Annotated in this window: 17 protein-coding genes; 8 read left to right on the top strand and 9 right to left on the bottom strand. The window is 72.2% G+C overall.

The features are described 5' to 3' along the window. The first annotated feature begins 15 nt into the window (after positions 1-15). Positions 16-3,297 (top strand): DUF5107 domain-containing protein, encoded by a 3,282-nt coding sequence (locus tag ACFRAL_RS01165; RefSeq protein ID WP_378878839.1) that lies wholly within the window; start codon positions 16-18, stop codon positions 3,295-3,297. Further along, entirely contained in the window at positions 3,294-4,598 is a 1,305-nt protein-coding gene (locus ACFRAL_RS01170; RefSeq protein WP_378878841.1) for a cellulase-like family protein, read from the top strand. The genes ACFRAL_RS01165 and ACFRAL_RS01170 overlap by 4 nt, the downstream gene beginning before the upstream one ends. A 119-nt stretch (positions 4,599-4,717) precedes the next feature. Here ACFRAL_RS01170 and ACFRAL_RS01175 read toward each other — a convergent pair whose 3' ends face one another. The 4 genes from ACFRAL_RS01175 to ACFRAL_RS01190 all read right to left on the bottom strand — a co-directional run bounded on the left by ACFRAL_RS01175 (position 4,718) and on the right by ACFRAL_RS01190 (position 9,641). After that, positions 4,718-5,512 carry a trypsin-like serine protease gene (locus tag ACFRAL_RS01175; RefSeq protein ID WP_336394223.1) on the bottom strand — a complete coding sequence of 265 codons (795 nt, stop codon included), beginning with the start codon at positions 5,510-5,512 and terminating at the stop codon, positions 4,718-4,720. 125 nt (positions 5,513-5,637) lie between these two features. Next, entirely contained in the window at positions 5,638-6,216 is a 579-nt protein-coding gene (gene pyrE, locus ACFRAL_RS01180; RefSeq protein WP_378878843.1) for an orotate phosphoribosyltransferase, read from the bottom strand. Positions 6,217-6,256: 40 nt separating this feature from the next. Then, complete coding sequence (locus tag ACFRAL_RS01185; RefSeq protein WP_378878845.1) at positions 6,257-7,087, bottom strand: hypothetical protein; 831 nt, start codon at positions 7,085-7,087, stop codon at positions 6,257-6,259. Between the two features lie 274 nt (positions 7,088-7,361). Beyond that, positions 7,362-9,641, bottom strand: a complete 2,280-nt coding sequence (locus tag ACFRAL_RS01190; protein WP_378878847.1) for a hypothetical protein — start codon at positions 9,639-9,641, stop codon at positions 7,362-7,364. Between the two features lie 135 nt (positions 9,642-9,776). On the opposite strand from ACFRAL_RS01190, the gene ACFRAL_RS01195 reads away from it, so the two are divergent. Further along, positions 9,777-10,616, top strand: a complete 840-nt coding sequence (locus tag ACFRAL_RS01195; protein ID WP_336394219.1) for an exodeoxyribonuclease III — start codon at positions 9,777-9,779, stop codon at positions 10,614-10,616. 103 nt (positions 10,617-10,719) lie between these two features. On the opposite strand, the gene ACFRAL_RS01200 is transcribed toward ACFRAL_RS01195, so the two are convergent. From ACFRAL_RS01200 to ACFRAL_RS01210, 3 genes are read right to left on the bottom strand one after another with little or no spacing between them, the layout of a single operon-like run. Continuing rightward, the gene (locus ACFRAL_RS01200; RefSeq protein WP_378878849.1) at positions 10,720-11,337 is read right to left on the bottom strand and encodes a dihydrofolate reductase family protein; all 618 of its coding nucleotides are present in this window, start codon (positions 11,335-11,337) and stop codon (positions 10,720-10,722) included. Between the two features lie 29 nt (positions 11,338-11,366). After that, on the bottom strand, positions 11,367-12,080 hold the full coding sequence (locus ACFRAL_RS01205; protein ID WP_378878851.1) for a winged helix-turn-helix transcriptional regulator: 714 nt from the start codon (positions 12,078-12,080) through the stop codon (positions 11,367-11,369). Next, entirely contained in the window at positions 12,080-12,517 is a 438-nt protein-coding gene (locus ACFRAL_RS01210) for a VOC family protein (RefSeq protein WP_378878852.1), read from the bottom strand. Before ACFRAL_RS01210 ends, ACFRAL_RS01205 begins: the two co-directional genes overlap by 1 nt. Positions 12,518-12,671: 154 nt before the next feature. Here ACFRAL_RS01210 and ACFRAL_RS01215 point away from each other — a divergent pair, with 154 nt between their 5' ends. Together ACFRAL_RS01215 and ACFRAL_RS01220 are read left to right on the top strand one after the other, a co-directional pair. Continuing rightward, the gene (locus tag ACFRAL_RS01215; RefSeq protein WP_378878854.1) at positions 12,672-13,940 is read left to right on the top strand and encodes a sensor histidine kinase; all 1,269 of its coding nucleotides are present in this window, start codon (positions 12,672-12,674) and stop codon (positions 13,938-13,940) included. Continuing rightward, positions 13,937-14,707 (top strand): response regulator, encoded by a 771-nt coding sequence (locus ACFRAL_RS01220; protein ID WP_378878856.1) that lies wholly within the window; start codon positions 13,937-13,939, stop codon positions 14,705-14,707. The genes ACFRAL_RS01215 and ACFRAL_RS01220 overlap by 4 nt, the downstream gene beginning before the upstream one ends. Positions 14,708-14,827: 120 nt before the next feature. Here ACFRAL_RS01220 and ACFRAL_RS01225 read toward each other — a convergent pair whose 3' ends face one another. Further along, positions 14,828-15,397, bottom strand: coding sequence for an NADPH-dependent FMN reductase (locus ACFRAL_RS01225; protein ID WP_378878858.1), 570 nt, complete (start codon positions 15,395-15,397; stop codon positions 14,828-14,830). Positions 15,398-15,740: 343 nt separating this feature from the next. Here ACFRAL_RS01225 and ACFRAL_RS01230 point away from each other — a divergent pair, with 343 nt between their 5' ends. The 3 genes from ACFRAL_RS01230 to ACFRAL_RS01240 all read left to right on the top strand — a co-directional run bounded on the left by ACFRAL_RS01230 (position 15,741) and on the right by ACFRAL_RS01240 (position 21,327). Continuing rightward, a complete protein-coding gene (locus ACFRAL_RS01230; protein WP_378878860.1) occupies positions 15,741-19,202 on the top strand; it encodes a hypothetical protein in 3,462 nt (1,153 codons plus the stop codon). A 131-nt stretch (positions 19,203-19,333) separates the two neighbouring features. Beyond that, positions 19,334-20,218: an ABC transporter ATP-binding protein gene (locus ACFRAL_RS01235; RefSeq protein WP_378878862.1), complete on the top strand. Its 885-nt coding sequence runs from the start codon at positions 19,334-19,336 to the stop codon at positions 20,216-20,218. Further along, on the top strand, positions 20,215-21,327 hold the full coding sequence (locus ACFRAL_RS01240; protein ID WP_336394210.1) for an ABC transporter permease: 1,113 nt from the start codon (positions 20,215-20,217) through the stop codon (positions 21,325-21,327). The genes ACFRAL_RS01235 and ACFRAL_RS01240 overlap by 4 nt, the downstream gene beginning before the upstream one ends. Before the next feature lie 508 nt (positions 21,328-21,835). Here the strand turns inward: ACFRAL_RS01240 and ACFRAL_RS01245 are convergent. Further along, positions 21,836-22,474, bottom strand: coding sequence for a SemiSWEET family sugar transporter (locus ACFRAL_RS01245; RefSeq protein ID WP_378878864.1), 639 nt, complete (start codon positions 22,472-22,474; stop codon positions 21,836-21,838). Position 22,475: the final 1 nt, after the last annotated feature.

The raw sequence follows: 22,475 nt of genomic DNA on the forward strand, positions 1-22,475 counted from the left end.
CCGTACTTTTGCCAGGTGACTTCCCCCGCCGACGCCCCGAGCCGCATCGAGCTGCCCGCCGCCCCCGCCGACCAGGCGCGCCTCCTCGCCGCCGGCGGCGTCGCCTGCTGGAGCGAGCCGGTGTCGATCGACACCTACGCGGCCGGTGAGCCGGACCCGTTCCCGCTGTTCCTCGACCGCCGGGTCTACCAGGGGTCCAGCGGCAAGGTGTACCCGCTGCCGATGATCGACAGCGTCGCACACGAGAAGGCGCCGCGGCTGTGGCAGGCGATCCATCTCGAGAACGCCTACGTACGCCTTCTGCTGCTGCCCGAGATCGGCGGCCGCATCCACATCGGCTACGACAAGGTCGCCGGCTACGACTTCTTCTACCGCAACAACGTCATCAAGCCGGCGCTCGTCGGACTGGCCGGTCCGTGGATCTCGGGCGGCGTGGAGTTCAACTGGCCCCAGCACCACCGGCCGGCGACGTTCCTGCCGGTCGACGCGCGCATCGAGCGCGAAGACGACGGCGCGGTCGTCGTCTGGCACAGCGACCTCGATCCGCTCCAGCGCATGCGGGCCGTGCACGGCGTGCGCCTGCGGCCGGGCTCCTCGCTCATCGAGCTCGAAGCGGCACTGCACAACCGCACCGACGTGCCGCAGACGTTCCTGTGGTGGGCCAATGTCGCCGCGCGCTCGCACGACCAGTACCAGTCGTTCTTCCCCGACGACGTCGCCTATGTCGCCGACCACGCCCGGCGCGCCATCACCGCCTTCCCGCGGGCGGACCGGCCGTACTACGGCGTCGACTACCCGGCGCGCGCCGCCGAGCACGCCGACGCCGACCGCATCGACGTCTACAGCAACATCCCGGTGCCGACGTCGTACATGATCACCGACACCGACGACGACTTCTTCGGCGGCTACGACCATGCCGCCGACGCCGGCTTCGTGCACTGGGCCGACCGGGCGATCTCACCCGGCAAGAAGCAGTGGACGTGGGGCGACGGCCCGATCGGCCGAGCGTGGGACGATCAGCTCACCGACGGCGACGGCCCCTACGTCGAGCTCATGGCGGGCGTCTACACCGACAACCAGCCCGACTTCAGCTGGCTGCTCCCGGGCGAGACCAAGCGCTTCCGCCAGTACTGGTACCCGATCCACGGCACCGGCCCGGTCCGGCAGGCGACGACGGATGCTGCGCTCGGCGTCCGCGCCGACGGCGACGGCACGCGCATCACGGCGATCGCCACGCGTTCGCTGCCCGGCGCCTCGATCGAGCTGCGCCGCGGCGGTCAGCTCGTCGAGGCGTGGACGGCGGCTCTCTCGCCGGATGCGCCCTTCACGGCGGGCGCGGCGATCCCGGCGGACGCCCCGGAACTCGAGGTGCGGGTCATCCACTCCGGCGCGCCTCTGGTGGTGTGGCGCGCCCCCACCGGTGACGCCGGCGAGCCGTGGGCGGCGACCGCGCCCGACCAGCCGGAGGACATCCCGTCGAACGACGAGCTGTACGCCACGGCGGTGCACCTGCTGCAGTACCGGCACCCGACGCGGTCCGCGGTGCCGTACCTGCGCGAGGCGCTGCGCCGCGATCCGGGCGACTCGAGGGCCGCCACCGCGCTCGGCGCGTGGCACCTCGCGCGCGGACAGTACGCCGAGGCGCTCGAGCTTCTCACCGCGGCGACAGACCGGCTCACCCGCCGCAACCTCAACCCGCGCGACGGCGAGACGGCGTACCTCCTCGGTCTCGTCCACGAGCGGCTGAGGAACGACGACGCCGCCGATCGGTGGCTGGCGAAGTCGGGCTGGAACGCAGCCTTCGCCGGGGCGGCGGCCCTGGCGCGCGCACGCATCGCCCTGCGCACCGGGTCCCCGACGGCGGCTCTCGCGCTGGCGCGTGCCGCGCGTGCCATCCCGGAGGCGCGCCGGATCGAGGCGCTCGCACTCGCGCGCCACGGCGAGCACGCGGCATCCGTCGCCCTTCTGACAGACCTGCTCGCCGACGACCCGCTCGACCCGGCGACGCGGGCGCTGCGGGGCGACCCGCCCCGGCGCGACGCGCGCACCGCCCTCGACGTCGGCGCCGAGCTCGCCCGTGCCGGCGCGTACGACGAGGCGCTGGCCGCAACGGGGCTGGACCTCGAGGCCACTCCGTCGGCGGGGCTCGCCGGTCCGCTCCGCCACTATCTGCGCGCGCACTGGCTCGAGCGCGCCGGGCGGGCGGATGCGGCGGCCGACGAGCGGCGGTCCGCGCGTGCGTCGTCGGCGGCGCTCGCCTTCCCCGCGGGCCTGGATCAGTACGACGCTCTGGTCGCGGCGATCGACGACGACCCGACCGACGTCGTCGCGTGCGGTCTGCTCGGCATGTGGCTGCTCGACGCGCACCGCGAGGCCGACGCGCTGCAGCACCTCCGCGCGTCGACCGCCGGCGGATCGACAGACCCCGTGGTGTGGCGCAATCTCGCGATCGCTCTCGTGGCTGTCGCCGACGATGACGAGGGTGCCGACGCGGCCCTCGCACAGGCGCTCGCCCTGCGACCCGAAGCGCGCCTCGTCTTCGAGCGCGACGTGCTCGCCGAACGGCGCGGAAGGGATGCCGCCACCCGCCTCGCCATGCTCGAGCGGCACGCCGCGCTGCTCGACGTCCGCGACGACCTGGCTGTGCGCCACGCGAACCTCCTGCTCGATGCGGGGCGGGTCGACGACGCCTGGCGCCTGCTCAGCACACGGCGGTTCCGCCCCTTCGAAGGCGGCGAAGGACGGGTGATCGCGGCGTTCGATCGCGCCGCGTGCACGCTCGCGGAGCGGATGCTCCCGGCATCGCCGGCAGAGGCAGCGGCCCTCCTCGAGGCGGGATTCGCGCCGCCGCGGTCGCTCGGCGAGGGACGGCACCCCGCTGAGCGTCCGGTGCGGCGGTGGATGCTCCTCGGTCTCGCGCGCGAAGCGGCCGGCGACCCCGCCGGCGCCGCCGACGCGTGGCGCGAAGCCGTCGCGCCGACGCCGCTCGCCGTCGACCCGCGCCCTGCCGACGAGACCACGTACTGGGAGGGCATCGCACACCTGCACCTCGGCGACGCCGCTGCGGCGAGCGCCGCCTGGGACGCCCTCGACGCGCGCGCGGCCGCCCTGCGCGCGGCGAGGGACGAGGTCGACTACTTCGCCACTTCGGTGCCCGAGCTCACGCCCTTCGACTCCGACACCGCATCGATCCGGGCTGCGACGGCGGACGAACTGGAGCGGCTCGCCGCACGAGGGCGCGCGCGGCAGGCCGCCTCGGCGACCGAGGTCCGCACCGCGGGAAGGATCGACGCATGACCGAGCGCTACCTGGGATCCGGCACGATCGAGCGCGACGAGTCGTCCCTCACCGGACCGGTGCCGGCGCACCTGCCCCAGCGGCTCACGATCACCCTGTGGGACTTCTCCTGGTACACGCAGGCGGGTCCAGGCGAGCCGTACGCCGATCTCGGCGCGGCGGTGGCGGATGCCGCCTCCCTCGGCTACAACGCCATCCGCATCTGCGCCGCACCGCTGCTGCTCTTCGGCGGGCTGGGGCTCGACGACCTCGCCGGCGACCTCGAGATCGAGGGGCTCGGCGCCTCCCCCGCCGGCGGGTACTTCGGCCAGCGCACCCGCTGGTACGACACCCCGGGCGGCTTCCGCCTCGATCTGCGCGCACGACTTCTGGCGCTGTTCGAGGCCGCCGCGGCGCACGGCATGGTGATCATCCTGGCCAGCTGGGAGTACCAGCAGTCGACCGCGTTCGCCGCCTCTCCCGCATGGTTCCACGCGATCGACGCGGTGCCGCTCGCCGAGCGCTACCGCGTCCTCTCCGACGCATGGGACGCGATGATCGGGTGGCTCACCGACCACGGCCACCGTGAGCGGATCGCTCTCGTGGAGCTGCACAACGAGGTCGACTTCTCGATCCTGCCCGCGCTCGAGGACGGCGGAGCGGAGGAGGTGGCGCGGCTGCGGGCGCAGCATCCGGATCTGCTCATCACCGCCAGCTACGGCAAGCCGCCGCACCTCGCCATGCATCGGCTCCCCGGCGGACTGGGCGCCGCGCAGTTCCACGTCTACAGCTACGGCGTGCTCGACGCCCTGCAGCAACGGGTCGACATCCGGTCGGAGGGCAGCGAGGGCTTCCCCAATGTCGCGCTGCGTTCCCTGCTGCGTCCGGATGCCCCGCCGGTCGCGGACTACGGCCGCGCCGAGGAGTGGAAGTACCGCGCGACGGTCGTCACCGACCAGATGATCTACGGCTACGACTGGATCGACCCCGCCGCGTGGGACGCCTGGCTCGTCGCGCACTATCCGCCGTACGAGCAGGTCATGCGTCGCGAGATCGCCTCGCGCACCATCGCGATCGCCGCGTGGGCGCGCTGGCAGGGTGTTCCGGCGATCGTCGGGGAGGGCTGGGTCGGCTACACGCCGCTGCACGGGACGTTCGAGGAGGGCCCGATCGGCCGGGCCCTGGCCGAGCACGGCGTGCGCACCGCCCTCGATCACGGCGTGTGGGGCGTCGTGCTGTGCTCGAACGCCGCGCCGCACCACCCGATGTGGCAGCTGCGCGATTGGCAACGCGAACTCAACGCCGAGATCCTCGCCCGCTGAGGCTCCGGTCCCGAGCGCTCAGCGCCCGACCCGCCGCCGCATGCGTCTTGCCCCGGCAGGCGCGGCTGAGGCATCGGGCGCGGGGGCGGCGAATGCCTCTCCCCACGCCCGAGGCCGCGTCAGCCGGTGAAGGTCGCCAGCCAGTCGAGGTCGTCGGCGCGGTCGACGCGGTACACGCCGCCGGTTCCCGCACACGTCGAGTTCTTGCCGAAGGAGGTGACCCCGGCGATCACGTTGGAGTCACCGATGAAGTTCGGCCCGCCGGAGTCGCCGGAGCAGGTCCCGCCGGTGTGCGCGTTGTTGGAGAGGATCAGCGAGCCGTCGCCGGTGTAGCCGGTGTTGATCGAGATCAGCTTGGGGTAGGACACCATCCGGAGGCGCTCGGCCTGGGTCTTCCACGAGGCCGCGTCGGGGAAGCTCTTCTGCAGTCCGTAGCCCACGGCGGTGAACGTGACGGACTTCTTGTCGGTCTTCAGCGCGTCGAGCTGGTTCAGCGTCGGCAGCACGCCGTACTCGTCGACGTAAACCGGCTCGTCGAGCACCACGACGCCCAGGTCGTGGAGGTAGAACAGAGCGTCGTCGTACTCGGGGTGCGTGTACGGCGTGCCCGACACCTCGCCGGTGTTCGGGTACTGATGGGCGGCGGCATCCCGCAGGTCGTCGTCGAACCAGATCTGTACCTGGTCGGCCCCGAACGTGCAGTGGCCGGCGGTCAGATACAGCGTCGGCGAGATCAGCGTGCCGCTGCAGCGCCACATGGGCGTGCCCTCTTCATCCTGGGCGACCATGATGCCGACGTGGGGATGGCCGTCGCCGTCGGGAACGCCGTCGGTGATGGCCTGGGCCGGAGAGCCGATGGACAGGAACAGCAGTGCCGCTGCGGTTGCAGCGAGAGCGAGCGCGGGTTTGCGCATTCCACACCCCTTCCGTGGGTTGCGGACGAGCATGCCATCGCCATCGGACAGTCGACAAGCGGACACACTCGGCTCGCGCGAGCGGCGTCTTCCGGCGACCGCCGCGCCGATCGACGGCCCGCGGGCTATTGCGGCTGGAGGCCGAGGTCGTCGAGGTCGATCGCGGCGAGCCACTGCAGGCCCTCGGCCTCGACGGCCGCCTGGGCACCGGTCTTGCGGTCCACGATCACGGCGACGGCGACCGGCTCGGCGCCCTCGCGCCGCAGCGCCTCGACGGCCTTGAGCGCCGACTGGCCGGTGGTCGAGGTGTCTTCGACGACGACGACGCGCTTGCCCGCGACATCCGCCCCCTCCACCTGGCGTCCGCGCCCGTGGTCCTTCGGCTCCTTGCGCACGACGAACGCGTCGAGCGGCTTGTGGGTGCGCGCCGACTCGTGCATGACGGCGTTCGCGATGGGATCCGCGCCGAGGGTGAGCCCGCCGACGGCGACGATGCCGTCGACGTCGCGGATGAGGTCGAGCATGATGCGCCCGATCGACGGCGCCGCACGGTGGTCGAGCGTGAGCTTGCGCATATCGACGTAGTACGTGGCCTTCTTGCCGCTCGAGAGGGTGAAGTCCCCGTGGAAGACCGCCTCGTCCTGGATCAGCGCGATCAGGTACTGGCGGTCGGCTTCGAGGGCGGGCGTGGAGGCGACGGTCATGCCGTCGAGTCTACGGATGCCGCGCCCCGGCCGATGCGGGTCACTCGGCGAGCGGGCGCCCGCTGAGGGCGGCGGCGTCGCGCGCGGACGCACGCGGAGCGACGGCGTCGCGACGCTCGTCGGGTCCGGTCGCGCCGGGCGGCAGGAGCGCGGCCACAGCGCGCGCGACCGCCGGATCGTCGGCGGCTCCCGCGAGCGCCGCGGTCCGGCCGAGCGCCAGATTCGCCGCCGCGGCGGTGCCGAAGTCGTCCGAGTCCGCCATCTTCTCGAGCTGCGCCGAGGCCGCGCCGATCACGCCGGCGCCGAGCAGGCTCTGCAGCACGTCGCGGTCGCCGAGTCCGGCGGCGATCGCCGCGTCTTCGGGCGCCGTGCGTAGGAGTGCGACCGGGTTCGACTCGAGCGTCAGTCCCGGCCGCGCCGCGAACCGCGCGACGAGCTCGTACCGCCCGGGCGCCGGGAAGAGCGGGGCGCTCCCCGCCGACAGCAGCGGCACGGAGGCGACGAGGCACTCCCCCGGCGCCAGTTCGACCGACCGCGGCGCGGAGTCGACCGGCCAGGGCCACGCCGCCCGCACGGGCCGGCCGCCGGGCGGCGTGACGAAGATCTCGAGGTCTCCCTCGACGATGTTCAGCCGCGCGCTCACCGTCGCCGCCTCACGCGCGACGAGCTCCGCGTCCGCGTAGGCGATGCGATCGAGGGGAACGGTCCATGCGCCCGCTGCACTCGCCCGCGGGCCGCTCCGCGCCTCTGCCCCGGGCGCGTCTCCGCGCGCCGTCCCCGGCGCGTCGCCGGGGGCCGTGCCGCGCGCGGGCTCGGCCGAGGCCGGCCGGAGCCGCAGCTCCAGCCCGCCGCCGTCCGCGTGCTTCGTCACGGCTCGATCCTTCCCCTGGACGGGCTCTGTGTCACCCTTTGCAGGAGAATCCGCCCTCCACAGGACGCTGAAGCGTTCCAACCTCCTGTGGAAGGCGACATCTCCTGTCGAACCGGCGCGGGGCCCTCGCTGAACGCGCAGCGCAACCTCCCGCCCGACCGTCTCCGGGCTCTGTGTCACCTCCACAGGAGAAACCGCCCTCCACAGGACGCTGAAGCGTTCCAACCTCCTGCGGAGGGCGATTTCTCCTGTCGAACCGCAGCCATACCCCGGATCAGCGGCCCTCGGGCGACACGAAGTCCGCCGCGATGCGCTCGGCCTCGGCGACGTCCTTGCCTGCCGCCGAGCGGGCCCCGCCTTTCGCCCGCGCCTTCAGCGCGGCGATGGTGTCGGCGACGACCGGCGCCTCCTTCTCCGTCGGGCTCGCGACGGTCACCGCCAGCGCGGCGACGCGCTCGGCCGACCGGCCCTGCAGCGCGAGCTCGAGGAAGTGCGCCGCGTCGTCCGGAGCGGCCTCGCGCACGTCGCGGGTGCGGAAGTCCGAGAACGACCGCGCCAGCGCGTTCGCGAGCACCAGCGCTCCGGCGGCGCCGGTGTCGGTGTCGCTGTGCTGCTCGGCCAGGTCCGTGAGGACCGCGCGGGCGGAGGCATCCGTCGCGAAGTCCCCCAGCGCGATCGCACGGCCCACGCCCGGCGTGAGCGTCTTCGCACTGATGTCGACCTCGGCATCGGAGGCAGGGCCCCGCACGTCGACCGTCACCGGCGCGGAGCGCACCGTGGTCACCGGATCGACCTCCAGCTGGGCGGCGACCGTGTGGCGTCCCGGCTCGGTGAAGGTCACCCCCTGGTTGGTGAAGAAGACCTGCACGTGGTTGCGGATCGACTCCCCCGGCTGCAGGACGGTCATCGGCCGCGGGCCGCAGCCGATGGCGACGTCGACCAGATGCTGGAGCGAGTGGTCGGGCGGCGTGTGGAGGAAGACGAGGTCGCCCTCCGACAGGTTGATGAGCGTCGTGACGGTGCGCGCCTGGTCGGAGACGTTCGTCAGCACGACCTCGGCGGTGACGTACTCGCCGACGAACGCCTGCGCGGGCATCGCGACCGTCAGCTCGAGACCGTCGTCGCCCTGGTCGCCCCACAGGCCCGCGGCGTCCACCGGCGCGGGCAGCCCCGCCGACAGGTCGCCGTGGCCCCAGCCGAAGTTCTTCCAGCCGGGTCGCACCTGCGGGTCGGGCGAATGGATCAGCGACGTGCGGTCGTGGTCCGAGAACAGGAACGAGGCGTTGCCGGGGTACGGGTTCGCCGAGGTGGCGAAGCCCATGACGTCGCCGGTCTGGTTCATGATCTCGGTGCCGATGCCCGGGTTGTGCACGTCGTGCTTCGGATGCCACAGGTTGAAGGCGTGCCCCGCCTCGTGCACCAGCGTGCGCAGGAACGCCGCCGGCACCTCGTCCAGCGGTCGGCCCCGCGCGCCGGCGGCGATGAAGGAATCGTTGCCGAGCCGCACGTCGGCGAACCCGGCGGCGCCCTCGCGCGGCACGGTGTCGTCGTCGAACATGATCCCGAACAGCCCGCCCTGCGCCGACCCGACGAACAGCCACAGGCGCCAGCCGTCACCGGCAACCGCCTGCCGGTGCCCCGTCATGAGCGTCGCGAGCTCGGCGTTGGTGAGCGCGGCGTCCTCGGGCACGTTGATCTCGTCGGTCACGACGGTGACGTCCCATCCGGCCGACGCGTACACCGAGCGCACCGACGCCGCCGCGCCCGAGCCGATGGTGGCGGATGCCGGGAACGCGCGGTTCACCATCGCATCGACCTCGATGCGGCATCCGCGGTACATCGGCGAGGTCTTCGACGCCGTGACGTTCGTGACCGTGCCGCCGATCGACAGCGTGCCCGTCATGCGCTGCGACGAGCCCAGCAGGGCGCTGGTCGCGGTCACCACGAGCGGGCGCCGGCAGCGCAGCGTGAGCGTTCCGGTGTCGGTCGAGACGAACTCCTGCGTGGTGCGGTTCCACAGGTGTCGCACGATCTGCACGGTGAGCGTGCCGCCGGCGTAGGTCGCGCCGTTGGAGCGGAAGTACCAGGTGTACTGGGATGCCGGGAACGCCGGGTACCAGCGCAGGTTGAACGCCGTGAGCTCCGACAGCACCGGCGCGTCGTCCTCTCCCGGATCCGGCTCGGCACCGTCGGCCTCGGCGTCCCCGCCGAACGGCTGCGGTCGGGGCTCGGGCAGCGGGAACGGCAACGGGCGCTCCACCTCCGTGAGCACGGGAGGGAAGACGCGGCGGGAGTACATGTCGCCCGAGACGCGCAGTGACGACGCGCCGACCTCGATGCGCATGGCACCGCGCACCTCGGGGCCGAACACGGTGCGCCGCTCGAGCTCGAGCAGCCAGGACCCGTCGAGCGTGCCGATGGGGCACGCGCGGGTGAGCATCTCCGGGCGGATGACGGGATCGGGGAGGATGAGCTCCCCGTCGGCGTCGAACTCCAGGGGCGCGGAGTCGTGGGCGGCTTGCGCCCCGTGGCCGCAGCCGCAGTCGTGGTCCATGGTGGGTCTCGCTTTCCCGACCGCGGACGCGGCCGCTGACAAGAAGGAGACTCCTCTCCGAACGGGTGATACGCCAGGGGGGCGGCATCCGCTCGCGTCCTTTCGACGTCGGCCGCCCGCTTTAGGCTGGAGGCCATGCGCCTGGCCACCTGGAACGTCAACTCGATCCGCGCCCGGGTCGACCGCATCGTCGACTTCGCGGTGCGCGAGCACATCGACGTGCTCGCGATGCAGGAGATCAAGTGCAAGGCCGAGCAGTTCCCGTTCGAGCGGTTCGAAGAGGCGGGGTTCCACGTCGAGGCGCACGGCTTCTCGCAGTGGAACGGCGTCGCGATCGCCAGCCGCGAGCCGGTCACCGAGGTGCGCACCGCCTTCCCCGGCATGCCCGGCTTCGAGAAGGGCCACAACGGGCCGGATGCCCCGCAGGAGGCCCGCGCGATGGGCGCGACCGTCGGCGGGGTCGAGGTGTGGAGCCTGTACGTGCCCAATGGCCGCTCGCTCGGCGACCCGCACTACTACTACAAGCTCGACTGGCTGTCGGCGCTCGCGCAGTACACGTCCGACTCGCTGGCCGCGGATCCCGACCTGCCGCTCGCGCTGGTGGGCGACTTCAACATCGCGCCGACGGATGCCGACAACGGCGATCCCGCGGTCGTGCCGGGCTTCTCGACCCACGTGTCACCGCCCGAGCGCGAGGCGTTCGCCGCGCTCGAGGCCGTCGGCCTGCACGACGTGGTGCGCCCGCTGATCCCCACCGGCTACACGTACTGGGACTACAAGCGCCTGAAGTTCCCCCGCAACGAGGGCATGCGCATCGACTTCATCCTGGGGTCCCGTGCCATCGCCGACGCCGTGACCGGCGCGACCATCCACCGGAACGAGCGCAAGGGCGAGCTGCCGAGCGACCACGTCCCCGTCGTCGTCGACCTCGACCTCGAGGGCCCCGACGACGACGACCGCCCGATGATCTTCTGACGCGGCGCGGATCGATGCGAGGTACGAGCGTTGATGCGCGCCGGGTCAAGATCGAGTAGCGCGCGAGGAACGAGCACGCGTATCGAGATCTCAGCGACCCCGGTCAGTCCTCCGCGGTCATGTCTCCGGTCCGCACCTCGCCGGCGACCGGACCGTACCGCAGCAGCACCGCGCCGCTCGGACCGGTGACGGCCGGCTCGAGGAGCGTGAAGTTCGCGGGGGCGCACCCCTCGGGGAACACCTTCTTGCCCTGTCCGAGCACCACCGGGTAGATCCACAGCGTCAGCACGTCGAAGAGCTGCTCCATGAGCAGCGTCTGGACGAGGTTGGCGCTCCCGATCACATGGATGCTCTCGTGCCGCTCGCGCAGCGCTTCGACCTCTCGCGCGAAGTCCATGCCGAGCTGCGACGAGCCCTCCCAGTCGAGGGTCGGCAGACCGCGCGAGGCGACGTACTTCGGCACGCGGTTGAAGACCTCGGCGATGCCGCCCGTCTGGTTCGGCCAGTACCCCGCGAAGATGTCGTAGGTGCGGCGGCCGAGCAGCAGCGCGTCGAGGTTCGAGATGCCGTCCCAGATCGTCTTCCCGATGACCTCATCGGGGAACGGCGCCTGCCACCCTCCGTAGGGGAAGCCGCCCGTGGTGTCCTCCTGCGGGCCGCCGGGCGCCTGCGCGACCCCGTCGAGCGTGGTGAACAGGTCGATGTGGATGCGACCGGCCATTGTCGTGTCCCTTCAGGCGGCAGCGAGGCTCACGCGGCGAGCGCGGAGCCGGGTTCGATGCGGAAAGTCTGCGCGAACCGTTCGAGAAGTGTCGCATCCCCGGCGACGACCGCGAGTACATCCTGGTCGATCGCTTCGGCCGGGGTCAGTTCGCTCGAGATGACGCGACGGATGCCGGGGCCCGCCGCGAACGTCAGATCGGGCTCGCCCGCCGTCGAGGCCTGCGTGCCCAGCCGCGGGTCGACAGGGCGCCCGGCGGGGTGCAGCTGCGCGATCCGCAGCCGCTCCCGGTCGACCTGCACGCGCAGGACGACATCGGCCACGTGCACCTCGTAGTCGGCGGGCGGCAGCGAGGCCGCGGCATCCGCTCGGAACGCCGTCCGCAGCGCCATCGTCAGGGAGTCGACCGTCACGACGTCGTCGGGCTGCGGGTCGCCCATCTGCTGGAAGCCCCACCGGCCCAGCGCGAGCACGATCGGCTCGAGCTCGCGGCCGTACGGCGTCAGCTCGTAGACGAGCCCGCAGTGCAGCAGCGGCACGCGGCGCACGACGCCGCTCTCCTGCAGCTCCTTGAGCCGCGTGGAGAGGATGTTGGTGGGGATCTTGGGCAGCCCCTGCTTGAGGTCCGTGTAGCGCCGGGGGCCGACGAGCAGATCGCGGACGATGAGCAGTGCCCACCGCTCGCCGATCAGCTCGACGGCGGTCGTGACCCCGCAGTACTGTCCGTAGCTGCGGGCTGCCACTACGCCTTCGCCTGCTCCGCGACGTACGCGTCGGGACCCTGCTCGGCGGCCTGCGGCTCCATGAAGACGAACTCGATGCCGTTGCCGTCGGGGTCTTCGAGGTCGCGGCTGTACATGAAGCCGTAGTCCTTCGGCTCGGTCGGCTCGGTGCCGCCGTTGGCGAGGCCGGTCTCGACGATCTTGTCGACCTCCTCGAGCGAGTCGCGGCTGAGGGCGATGAGCACCTGCGCCTGCGTGCGCGGGTCGGCGATCTGCTTGTCGGTGAAGGTCGAGAAGTACTCCTTGGTGAGCACCATGAAGTAGACGTTGTCGTCCCACACGATGCACGCGGCGTTCTCGTCGGTGAACAGCGGATTGATGCCGGCGCCGAGCGACGTGTAGAACGCCTTCGCCCGCTCGAGGTCGCTGGTGGCGATGTTGACGAAGATGTGCGTCATTGCTCTGCTCCTTCAGGCAGGGGCGCCGGGGTGGCGACGCGTCCATGGTTGCAAAAAGCAAGCACGCTTGTCAATAACAAGTCGCGCAGGTTCGGTGCGGTGAATCCGCCTCGCGGGGGATGCCGCGCCTGCGCCCCCGCCGTAGCGTGGAGGGATGCCCGACCTCCCGCCCTCGACCGCGCGGCCGCGTCCGACACCGCAGGAGCTCCGCGCCGACGTCTGGCTGGCGGCCGGCCTCTTCGTCGCGGCGGTGCTGAGCAGCGCGCTGGGGTCGGTCGCCGGCATCTACGGCGACGATGCGACCGGGGGCATGCAGTGGGCGCTGCTCTACAGCCTCGGGCTCACCGCCCCGCTCGCCGTGCGCCGCCGGTTCCCCGAGATCGTCGTCGTGGCGATCGCGGTGGTGTTCTTCCTCGGCGTGACCTTCCGCATCCCCGACGTGTACGTCAGCAACATCTCGATGTTCATCGCCATGTACACCGTCGGCGCCTGGGTCGACGACCGGCGCCGCGCCCTGTGGGTGCGCGTGGGCGTCATCGTCGGCATGTTCCTGTGGCTGCTCGTGACGACCTTCCAGGCGGCGATCGATCCCAGCGACGAGACGCTGTCGCGCGCCGGCGCGTTCTCGCCGTTCGCGGCCTACATGCTCATCCAATTCCTCGTGAACGCGGCGTTCTTCGGCGGCGCGTACTACATGGGCGACCACGCGTACGCGGCGGCCATGTCGCGCGCCGCGCTGGAGGAGCGCACCCGCGAGCTCGAGCGCGAGCGCGAGGTCACCGCCGCGCAGGCGGTCGCCCTCGATCGCGTGCGCATCGCCCGCGAGCTGCACGACGTCGTGGCGCACCACGTCTCGGCGATGGGCGTGCAGGCGGGCGCCGCCCGCGCCGTGCTGGAACGGGACACGGATGCCGCGCGCGCGGCGCTGCTGGGCGTCGAGGAGTCCGCCCGCGCTGCGCTCGTCGAGCTGCGGCAGCTGCTGGAGACGCTGCGGACATCGGGTGGCGACGCCGACGGCGGCTCGACGGTGCACCTGACGGGCCTCGCCGACCTCGTCGCCCACGCGAACGACAACGGCCTGCCGACCACCCTGACCGTCGTCGGCGAGCCGGTCGAGCTGCCTGAGCTCGTGCAGGTCAACGTGTACCGCGTCGCGCAGGAGGCGCTGACGAACGCGCGCCGGCACGGCGGACCGGATGCCACCGCCGACGTCCGCCTGCGCTACGCGGGTGACGCCGTCGAGCTGGAGGTCGCCAATACCGGCCGCTTCGCCCTGGCCGTGCGCCCGGGGCTGGGGATCGTCGGCATGCGCGAGCGCGCCGCCGCGTCGGGTGGCGAGCTGGAGGTCGGCCCGCGGGGCCGCGGCGGGTTCCTCGTGCGGCTGCGCGTGCCCGTTCCTGCGCGCGCGGAGGTGGACGCGTGAGCGCTCCGGTGCGCGTGCTCCTCGTCGACGACCACGCCGTGATGCGGGCGGGGTTCCGGATGATCCTCGAGTCGGCTGGCGACATCACCGTGGTGGGCGAGGCTGCGAACGGCGTCCAGGCGGTGGAGGCGGCATCCGCTCTGCGTCCCGACGTGATCTGCATGGACGTGCAGATGCCCGACATGGACGGGCTCGAGGCCACCCGCCGTATCGCGGCGGACGCGGAGTCGCGCGCCGCCGTGGTGGTCGTGACGACGTTCGACCGCGACGACTACCTCTTCGACGCGCTCGCGGCCGGTGCGAGCGGCTTCCTGCTGAAGAACGCCGGGCCCGAGGAGCTGATCTCGGCCGTGCGGGTCGCCGCCGCCGGCGACGCCCTGCTCGCCCCCGAGGTCACGCGCCGCGTGATCGCGCGCTTCGCCCTCGCGCCGCCTGGGGAGCCGGCTCCCGGCGTCGACCGTGAGACCCCAATCGGCGGACGAGACCGCGGGGTTTCCCCAGGTTCTCGTCCCTCGGGTGGGGTCTCACCGGCCGAGCGGACGCCAGGCACGCCGGGCCCGGGAGCAGCCCCGGCGGTCGAGCTCACCGAGCGCGAGGCCGAGGTGCTGCGGCTCGTGGCGCAGGCGATGAGCAACGCCGAGATCGCCCAGCGCCTCTACATCGGCGAGGCGACGGTCAAGACGCACGTCTCGAACGTGCTGCAGAAGCTCGGCGCACGCGACCGCGTCGCCGCGGTGGTGTACGCCCACCGGCACGGCCTCGCCTGACACACGCGGCAACGCCCGAAGCCACGGATGCCTCGACCCGGGCCCGCGAGGGGCCGGCGGATCGAGGCATCCGATCGGCTGGAACGATGCCGGCGACGGACGCCGCCGGCGAGGGTGAGATCAGGCGGCGACGGGAACCGCGGCGTAGCGGTCGACCAGCGCGCCGAAGGCCTCGAGGTAGCCGACGAGGAACTCGGCGGTCTGGTCGTTGGTGACCTCGCCGTTCTCGGCGAAGAGGCCCGGCGTGGTCTGCACGTAGCCCTCGGGCTGGCCGAGCGTCGGGGCGTTGTAGTGGCTGAGGATCGCTTTGAGGTGCTGCTGCGCGGCCGCGGTGGCGATGCCGCCCTGCGAGGTGCCGATGACGGCGGTGGGCTTGCCGTTGAACGAGCCCTGGCCCCACGGGCGGGCGGCCCAGTCGAGGGCGTTCTTGAGCACGCCGGGGATGGAGCGGCTGTACTCGGGGGTCACGATGATGACGCCGTCGACGTCGTCGATGGCCTCCTTGAAGTCGCGTGCGACCTGCGGGAAGTCGGCGTCATAGTCGGGCGAGTAGAAGGGGAGGTCCGCGATCGGGATCTCGACGAGCGTCGTGCCCTCGGGAGCGAGGCGCTCGAGCGCCTTGGCGAGGCCGCGGTTGATCGAGGTCGACGAGATGCTGCCGACGATGTAGCCGATGGTCCGGTCGGACATGGATTCACTCCTTGAAAAGACAAAGGTCCCCGGCGGGGACCACCGTGGACATTCCACTTCCATGCAAGCACATGAATCTGGGATCTATTCCGTCGCATGAAAGATGTCGCCGTATGACGGCGTCGGCGACCGTGGACGTCGCCGGCACGCCTTGTCGCGCCTCAGCCCGGCGAGTAACGTTCGCGGCAGGTTCGGCGGAGCGGGGGATCCGCCGGCAGCGGGCATCGGGATGGGGGTCCAGGTGGTCGATCCGACGGCGCCACCGGACGAGCCGGGCGACGCGCACTCGGGGCGCCCGCGACCGGCACGCCGACCACGTCGCCCCGTCCGACGGCTCGTCGGCGTGGGCACGCTCTTCCTGCGGCGCGATACGGCGCTGGTCACCGCGATCGCGATCGCGACGACGCTCAGCGCGTTCGCGGCCTACCAGGCGACGCGCGCCGGGGAGGAGGCCGACGAGGCGTTCAGCCATGCCCGCACGCTGCAGGCCGAGGCCGCCCGCGACGAGGGCCGCCTGCAGACGCTCGTCGCCCACGACTCCTTCCTGCTCGGCCAGTACTGCGAGGCGTTCATCGCCCGCGCCGCGGTGCAGGGGACCCTGCTGACGTCGGCGCCGCAGACCACGGAGCTGGTGGCGGCGTCGCTGGCGATGGAGTCGCTCGATCCGCTGATCCAGGGCGACCCGCTGTACAGCTGCCCTGTGGCCGACGCCGAGCAGGAGGAGCAGGACGAGCAGGCGGAGAAAGCCGTACAGGAGGAGCAGGAGGAGCAGATCGGCTACTCGGCGCAGCGGGCCGAGCGGCGGGTGCTGCTCGACCTCTCCACCGACTCCCAGCCCGCCGTGGGGGCCGCGGAGGCGACGCGGGAGGCGGAGCGGATCAACCGGCAGGAGCTGCTCTCGATGCTCGCCGGCGTGCTGTTCGCGGCGACCGTCGCGACCCTGATCATCGCCGACGAGCTCGGCAACCGCTCCGCCCGGCCGCGGCTCATCGCGCGCGGCCGAGTCCTCCGCGGGCGGCTGTGGGCGCTCGGCGCCGCCGCCGTGGCGCTGGTGTCGGGCATGACGATCCTCCTCGTCGCGACGGTGGACCCGGTGGCGACCGCGATCGTCTTCGGCGCGGTCGCCGCGGCGCTCCTGGCCGAGATCTTCTGGACCCGCCGGATGCGCGGCCGGCGCACCGCCGCCGACAGCCAGGACGTCGGCACCCGGGCGAAGTGGTGGGCCGAGATCGCTGGGGCGGTGACCCTGGTGATCTTCGCCGCGTCGGCCGCGACGCTGGCGGCCGTCGCCGTCAGCGAGCGCGACGTGCGCGCGGATGCCGATCGCCAGGCGGCGCTCGCGCAGCAGCTCGAGCACGTCGGCCGGCAGACGGCCCTCCGCGACCTCAGCAGGCTGGCGTTGCTGGCGGTCGCCGATGCGCGGTGGACGGCCGCGGAGCACGCGCAGGCCGTGTCGGGGGACGGCGAGGATGCGGCCGCGCTCGGCGCGCGGTGGACCGAGCTCGATCGGCTCACCCTGCAGGTGGAGACCGATCTGCGCGAGGAGATCCAGGCCTCGGCGACCGAACACGTGTCGCAGGACTGTCCGGTCATCACGCCCGGGGCCGCGCTGGGCGGCCTCGACCTCAAAGACATCTCGCGCTACCGGGAGTGGGTCGGCGCGTACCTGATGGAGAGCGAGGAGCCGGCGCGCGCCTGCGAGATGCTCGCCGCGCTCTCGCGCACCGACGCGCGCGCGTGGTCCGCGGACCGATCGCGGCTCATCGTCTCGCTCGTCGTGCTCGGGCTGTGCGGCTTCATGTTCGCGCTCGCCACCGGCAGGGACCGCTCGCCGCGGGCGTCGCAGACGCTGCTCGCGGTGGGCACCGGTGGCGCGCTGGTCGGGATCGCCCTCGCCCTCTCGACCGTGCCGCACATGGTAGCCCGGTCGGATCCTCCCGATCGCGAGACGCTCGCGGCGCACGCGATGGCGGTCGCGCGCGCCGAGAGCTATGCCTGCGACCCCGAGCAGACCGTCGACAGCTGGCACGACACCCTGGACGAGGCGGTGCGCGTGCTCGACCGCCACGGCCCCGTGCACGCCGCCCGCGCCTACGCCCTCGACTGCGCGGCGGCCACGTACGAGTGGCCGGCATGGAGTGGCGACACCTCGCGTGAGGTGCTGCCCGAGATCGTCGCCGACCTGCGCGCGGCGCTGCAGGCGGGCCCGGCGGGGCCGGCGCGGCGCGCCGACCTCGGGTGGTACCTGATCCTGACGGGGATCTACGACGATGACCGCGACGCGCTGAACGAAGGCCTGAGCCTCACCGATGCCGCGCTGCAGGAGATCGCCGACGACGAGCGCCTCGCCGGCAGCACCGTCCACACCGCACGCGCCAATCGGGCCCTCGCGCTCGCCGCCCTGGGCGAGCCGGCGGCCGCGCTCGAGGCATACGAAGAGGTCAGCCGCTGCCTCGGACCCACGGCCGGCTGCGCGGGCGGCGGACTGGACGACAAGCAGCAGCGGGCTGTGCTGAGACTCGCAGCGCTCTCCGACCTCGAACTGCTCACGGGTGCCTCCCGCACGCCCGTCGATCCCGAGCAGGTGGAGGCGTACCGCCTCGCCGTCATGGGTGAGGTCGCGGCGGAGGGAACGTTCCCGGCCGTCGCCGCGGACGCCGCGCTGCGGGTGTGGGGTCAGGACATGGAACTCGAGACGGATGCCGCGGGCAAGGCGGTCGTCGTGTGGCTCCACCGGCGCGAGGGCAGTGACGTGTGGGCCGTGCTCGCCCAGCCGAGCCTCGAGACGGCCGAGGTCGGCGACTACTTCGGCACGCCGTACTCCGCGACCGCGATGCTGCCCGCGGGCGAGTATCGGGCGGATGTGTATGCCGACGGGCGCCGATGGGAGTCCGAGGTGGTGCCCAGGGAGCCGAGGGCAGGGATGACGCGCCTGGAAGCGGACTGGGTCGGGGTCAGCCTCGTCGCGCCCGAGGGCTGGGAGTCGCAGTGGGAGTCCGGCACCACGTGGCATGTCGGCCCGGCGGAGGACTCCGGGGTGACGGTGCGCCGGGTGGAAGGGGTCGTCCCCTATGTGCGGTCGGACGAGTTCCTCCGGGGGCAGCTCGACCTCGCCTTCCCCGAGTGGGCCGGCCGTGAGGCGGTGGTCGAGAAGGACGGCTGGTTCCTGGGCGGCCCCAGCTATCGGGCGCTGTTCACCAGCGTCGACGACGAGAACGAGGCCGCGGCGGTCGCGCTGTTCCCCTACACCCAGGGCTACTGGTGCGGCGGCGCCCTGTTCGTGGCGACCACGGATCAGGCCGACACCGACGTCCTCCGCGACATGGTCCTCGATCGCGCGCCCTCCTCGGTCGAGCCGCTGACCGGGAAGGTCTCGACGGCCGGCTTCCGCCTCACGGTGCCGAAGGAGTGGGATGCCGCAACCCAGCCGCCCGGTGGCGCGGGGCCCCTTCTCACGGCCCGGGACTGCGTCGGCGATTCGGCATCCGTGTCCGTCGAGCGCACGATGCTCGCCGGCACCCTCGACGAGCACGTCTCCGGCGCGATCGCCGGGTATGGCCTGAGCGGGGACTTCCCCTCGTTCGCACTCGTGTCGCGGGCCGCGGCGGTCGTCGACGGCGCGGACGCCGCGGAGGAGGTCGTCTTCACCTACATGTCGGACGAATGGGTGGATCCCGTGGTCGTGCGCGAGATCCAGGCGCAGCACGGCGACGAGGTGACGACGCTCAGGGTCCGTGTCTACTACGGCGCCGATCCGCACGGCGACGTCTTCCAAGACCTCGTCGCCTCGTGGCGCCTGGAGTGACGGCGGCCGCCCGCGGGTGATTCCACCGCCGAGCGGACCCGTCTCCTTCCGCAGGGGGAGGCGGGGTGCTCGCGGCTTCCGTACGGTGATCTCGACGGACTCGGTCAGCCGAGCCGGAGAGGGGATTCAGGATGCTGCAGCTCCGCGGGATCGAGAAGAGCTATGGCGGGCGCCGCGTGCTCGACGACGTGTCGTTCGACGTGCGTCCCGGCCGCCTGACCGGCTTCGTCGGCGGGAACGGCGCCGGCAAGACCACCACGATGCGCATCGTGCTCGGGGTGCTGGCCGGCGACGGCGGCACGGTGACGCTGGACGGCGCCGAGGTGACGGCATCCGACCGCCGCCGCTTCGGCTACATGCCCGAAGAGCGCGGGCTCTACCCGAAGATGAAGGTGCTGGAGCACATCGTCTATCTCGCGCGGCTGCACGGCTTCTCGAAGACGGATGCCACCGCCCGCGCCACGGCCCTGCTCGAGCGGCTCGGACTCGGCGAGCGCCTGAACGACAACGTCGAGACGCTCTCGCTCGGCAACCAGCAGCGCGCGCAGATCGCCGCGGCGCTGGTGCACGACCCGCAGGTGCTGATCCTCGACGAGCCGTTCTCGGGCCTGGACCCGCTGGCCGTCGACGTCGTCGCCGGGGTGCTGCAGCAGCGCGCCGCGGCGGGCGCCGCCGTGCTGTTCTCGTCGCACCAGCTCGACGTCGTCGAGCGGCTCTGCGACGACCTGGTCATCATCGCCGGCGGCACGATCCGCGCCGCCGGCGCCCGCGACACGCTGCGCGCGCAGCACTCCACGCGCCGCTTCGAGCTGGTGTCGGCGGGCGACGCCGGCTGGCTGCGCACCGAGCCCGGCGTCGAGGTGCTCGACTTCGACGGCGGCTACGCCGTGTTCGACGCCGACACCGCCGAGACCGCGCAGCGGGTGCTGCGGCGCGCGGTCGCCCAAGGGGATGTGGCGAGCTTCGCGCCGCAGCATCCGTCCCTCGCCCAGATCTTCAAGGAGGTCATCCAGTGAGCACCACCGGCACCACCCGCGGCAGCGGCGCGACCCTCGGCAGCGGGCAGGCGATCTGGCTCGTCGCCGAGCGCGAGATCGGGTCGAAGCTGCGCAGCAAGGCGTTCGTGATCTCGACGGCAATCCTGTTCATCGGGGCGCTCGCGCTCGTGATCTGGGCGGGCTTCCAGGCGTCGAACGACAGCGGCACCCCTGTGGCCGTGACGGCCGATGCGCAGCAGTACGTCGCCGCGGCGGAGGGCCTGGACGTCACCGACGTCGACGACCGGGCGGCCGCCGAGGCGCTCGTGGCCGACGGCACCGTGGATGCCGGCGTCGTCGGCGACCCGTCGTCGCCGCTGGGCTTCGCCGTGATCGCCGACTCGTCCCCGCCGACGACGCTGCTGCTGCAGCTCGCGCAGGTGCCGCCTGTCGAGCTGCTGAATCCCGACGAGGGCAACGCCGCGCTCGGCTACATCGCCGCCGTGGGCTTCGGCATCGTGTTCCTGCTGGCCGCGTCGCTGTTCGGCGGCACGATCGCGCAGAGCGTCGTCGAAGAGAAGCAAACCCGCGTGGTGGAGCTGCTGATCTCGGCGATCCCCGTCCGGTCGCTGCTGGCCGGCAAGGTGATCGGCAACACGATCCTCGCGATGGGTCAGATCCTGATCCTCGCCGCCATCGCGGTCATCGGCCTGACCGTCACGGATCAGACGGCGCTGCTGCAGGGACTCGGCGGGCCCATCGCCTGGTTCGCGATCTTCTTCCTGTTCGGCTTCATCCTGCTGGCATCGCTGTTCGCAGCGGCCGCGTCGATGGTGTCGCGCCAGGAGGACATCGGCTCGACCACCATGCCGCTCACGATGCTGGTGATGGCGCCGTACTTCCTGGTGATCTTCTTCAACGACAACCCGGTCGTGCTCGCGATCATGTCGTACGTGCCGTTCTCGGCGCCGGTGGGCATGCCGATGCGCATCTTCCTCGGCCAGGCGCAGTGGTGGGAGCCGCTCGTGTCGATCGCGATCCTCATCGCGACGTGCGTCGCCGCGATCCTCATCGCCGCCCGCATTTACCAGAACTCCCTGCTGCGCATGGGCGGCCGCGTCAAGCTCTCGGAGGCGCTGGCCGGCTGACGGGCGGGGCGCGGATGCCGCGGGGGCGGAGGCGCGTCAGTTGAGGCGCCTTCGCGGGTGAAGTGCGCGAGCGGGGGCCCGTCAGTTGGCGCACCTTCGCGGGCGGAGTGCGCGGGCGGGGTATACGAGCACTTGTCGGTTGCGGGGGTGCGCGACGGCGGCGGTGGGGGTCTGCCCGCCCGCGGAAGGACGGACTGCCGTTCGACGCCGTCGAGCGCCCGCTCAGCCAGAATTCGGCGCGATGAGCGACCGGCTTGCGGACAGTCAGAACGGGTCACGGATGGCGCCTCGGTAACTGAAGGTCCTGTCGTCTCGCTGCCTCACTCAAGTCCGCCAGGCGCTTCCCATACCCGAATCCCCGGAACGGGCCCAGGCGCGACGTCAATCGTGCACGCCCGGATACGGATCGAGATCGCGCGTGCGAAGGTGTGCACGCAACCGACCCCCTGCGAGCAGTGCGTGGATGCGGATGCGGAATAGCCCAATACGACCCGGCTGCTGGGCGAGCTCAACCTCGCTGGGTGACCTGGCGTTGGGTTGGTGCTGGTGTCGTCCATAAGGGTGGGGTGCCAAGGCGGCGTGCGGTGTACCAGGCGAGGTTGACGAGGGCGATGGTGCCGGTGGTGCCGGCGGCGATGATGGTGCCGAGGTCGGCGACGAGGATCGCCCAGGCGAGCCAGAGCATCTGGTTGATCACGGCGAGGATCAGGAACAGCACGGATACGCCGCCGACGTGTGGGGCGCGGATGAGGGCGATGCTCTGTCCGGCGTTCGCGATGACGGCGGGGATGATGGCGACCGCGCCGTAGGGGCCTGAGCCGAAGATCAGGTCGATGCCGACCATGGCCGCGGCGAGCAGGAGTCCGGGCAGCAGGGTGCTGAGCAGGTTGCGTCTCAGCTGTCGTGCCAGCAGGTACAGGATCGGGATGGTGGAGGCGAGCGACAGCGCGCTCGCAACGATCTGCGGCGCTTGCCCGATGATGATGCCGTGGGCGGTCCAACCAATGCCCACGGCCAGGAACGCCTGCCATGCGGGAATCGAGAGTCCCTCGACGTTCTTGGTTCGCGCGAGCCGGACCAGCTGAGGCAGACCGAGCAGGATGGCGGTCAGGGTGCCCGCCCATCCGAGGTACTCCACGGTCGTCACG

This window comes from Microbacterium sp. NPDC056736, assembly GCF_042790415.1.
Classification (GTDB): domain Bacteria; phylum Actinomycetota; class Actinomycetes; order Actinomycetales; family Microbacteriaceae; genus Microbacterium.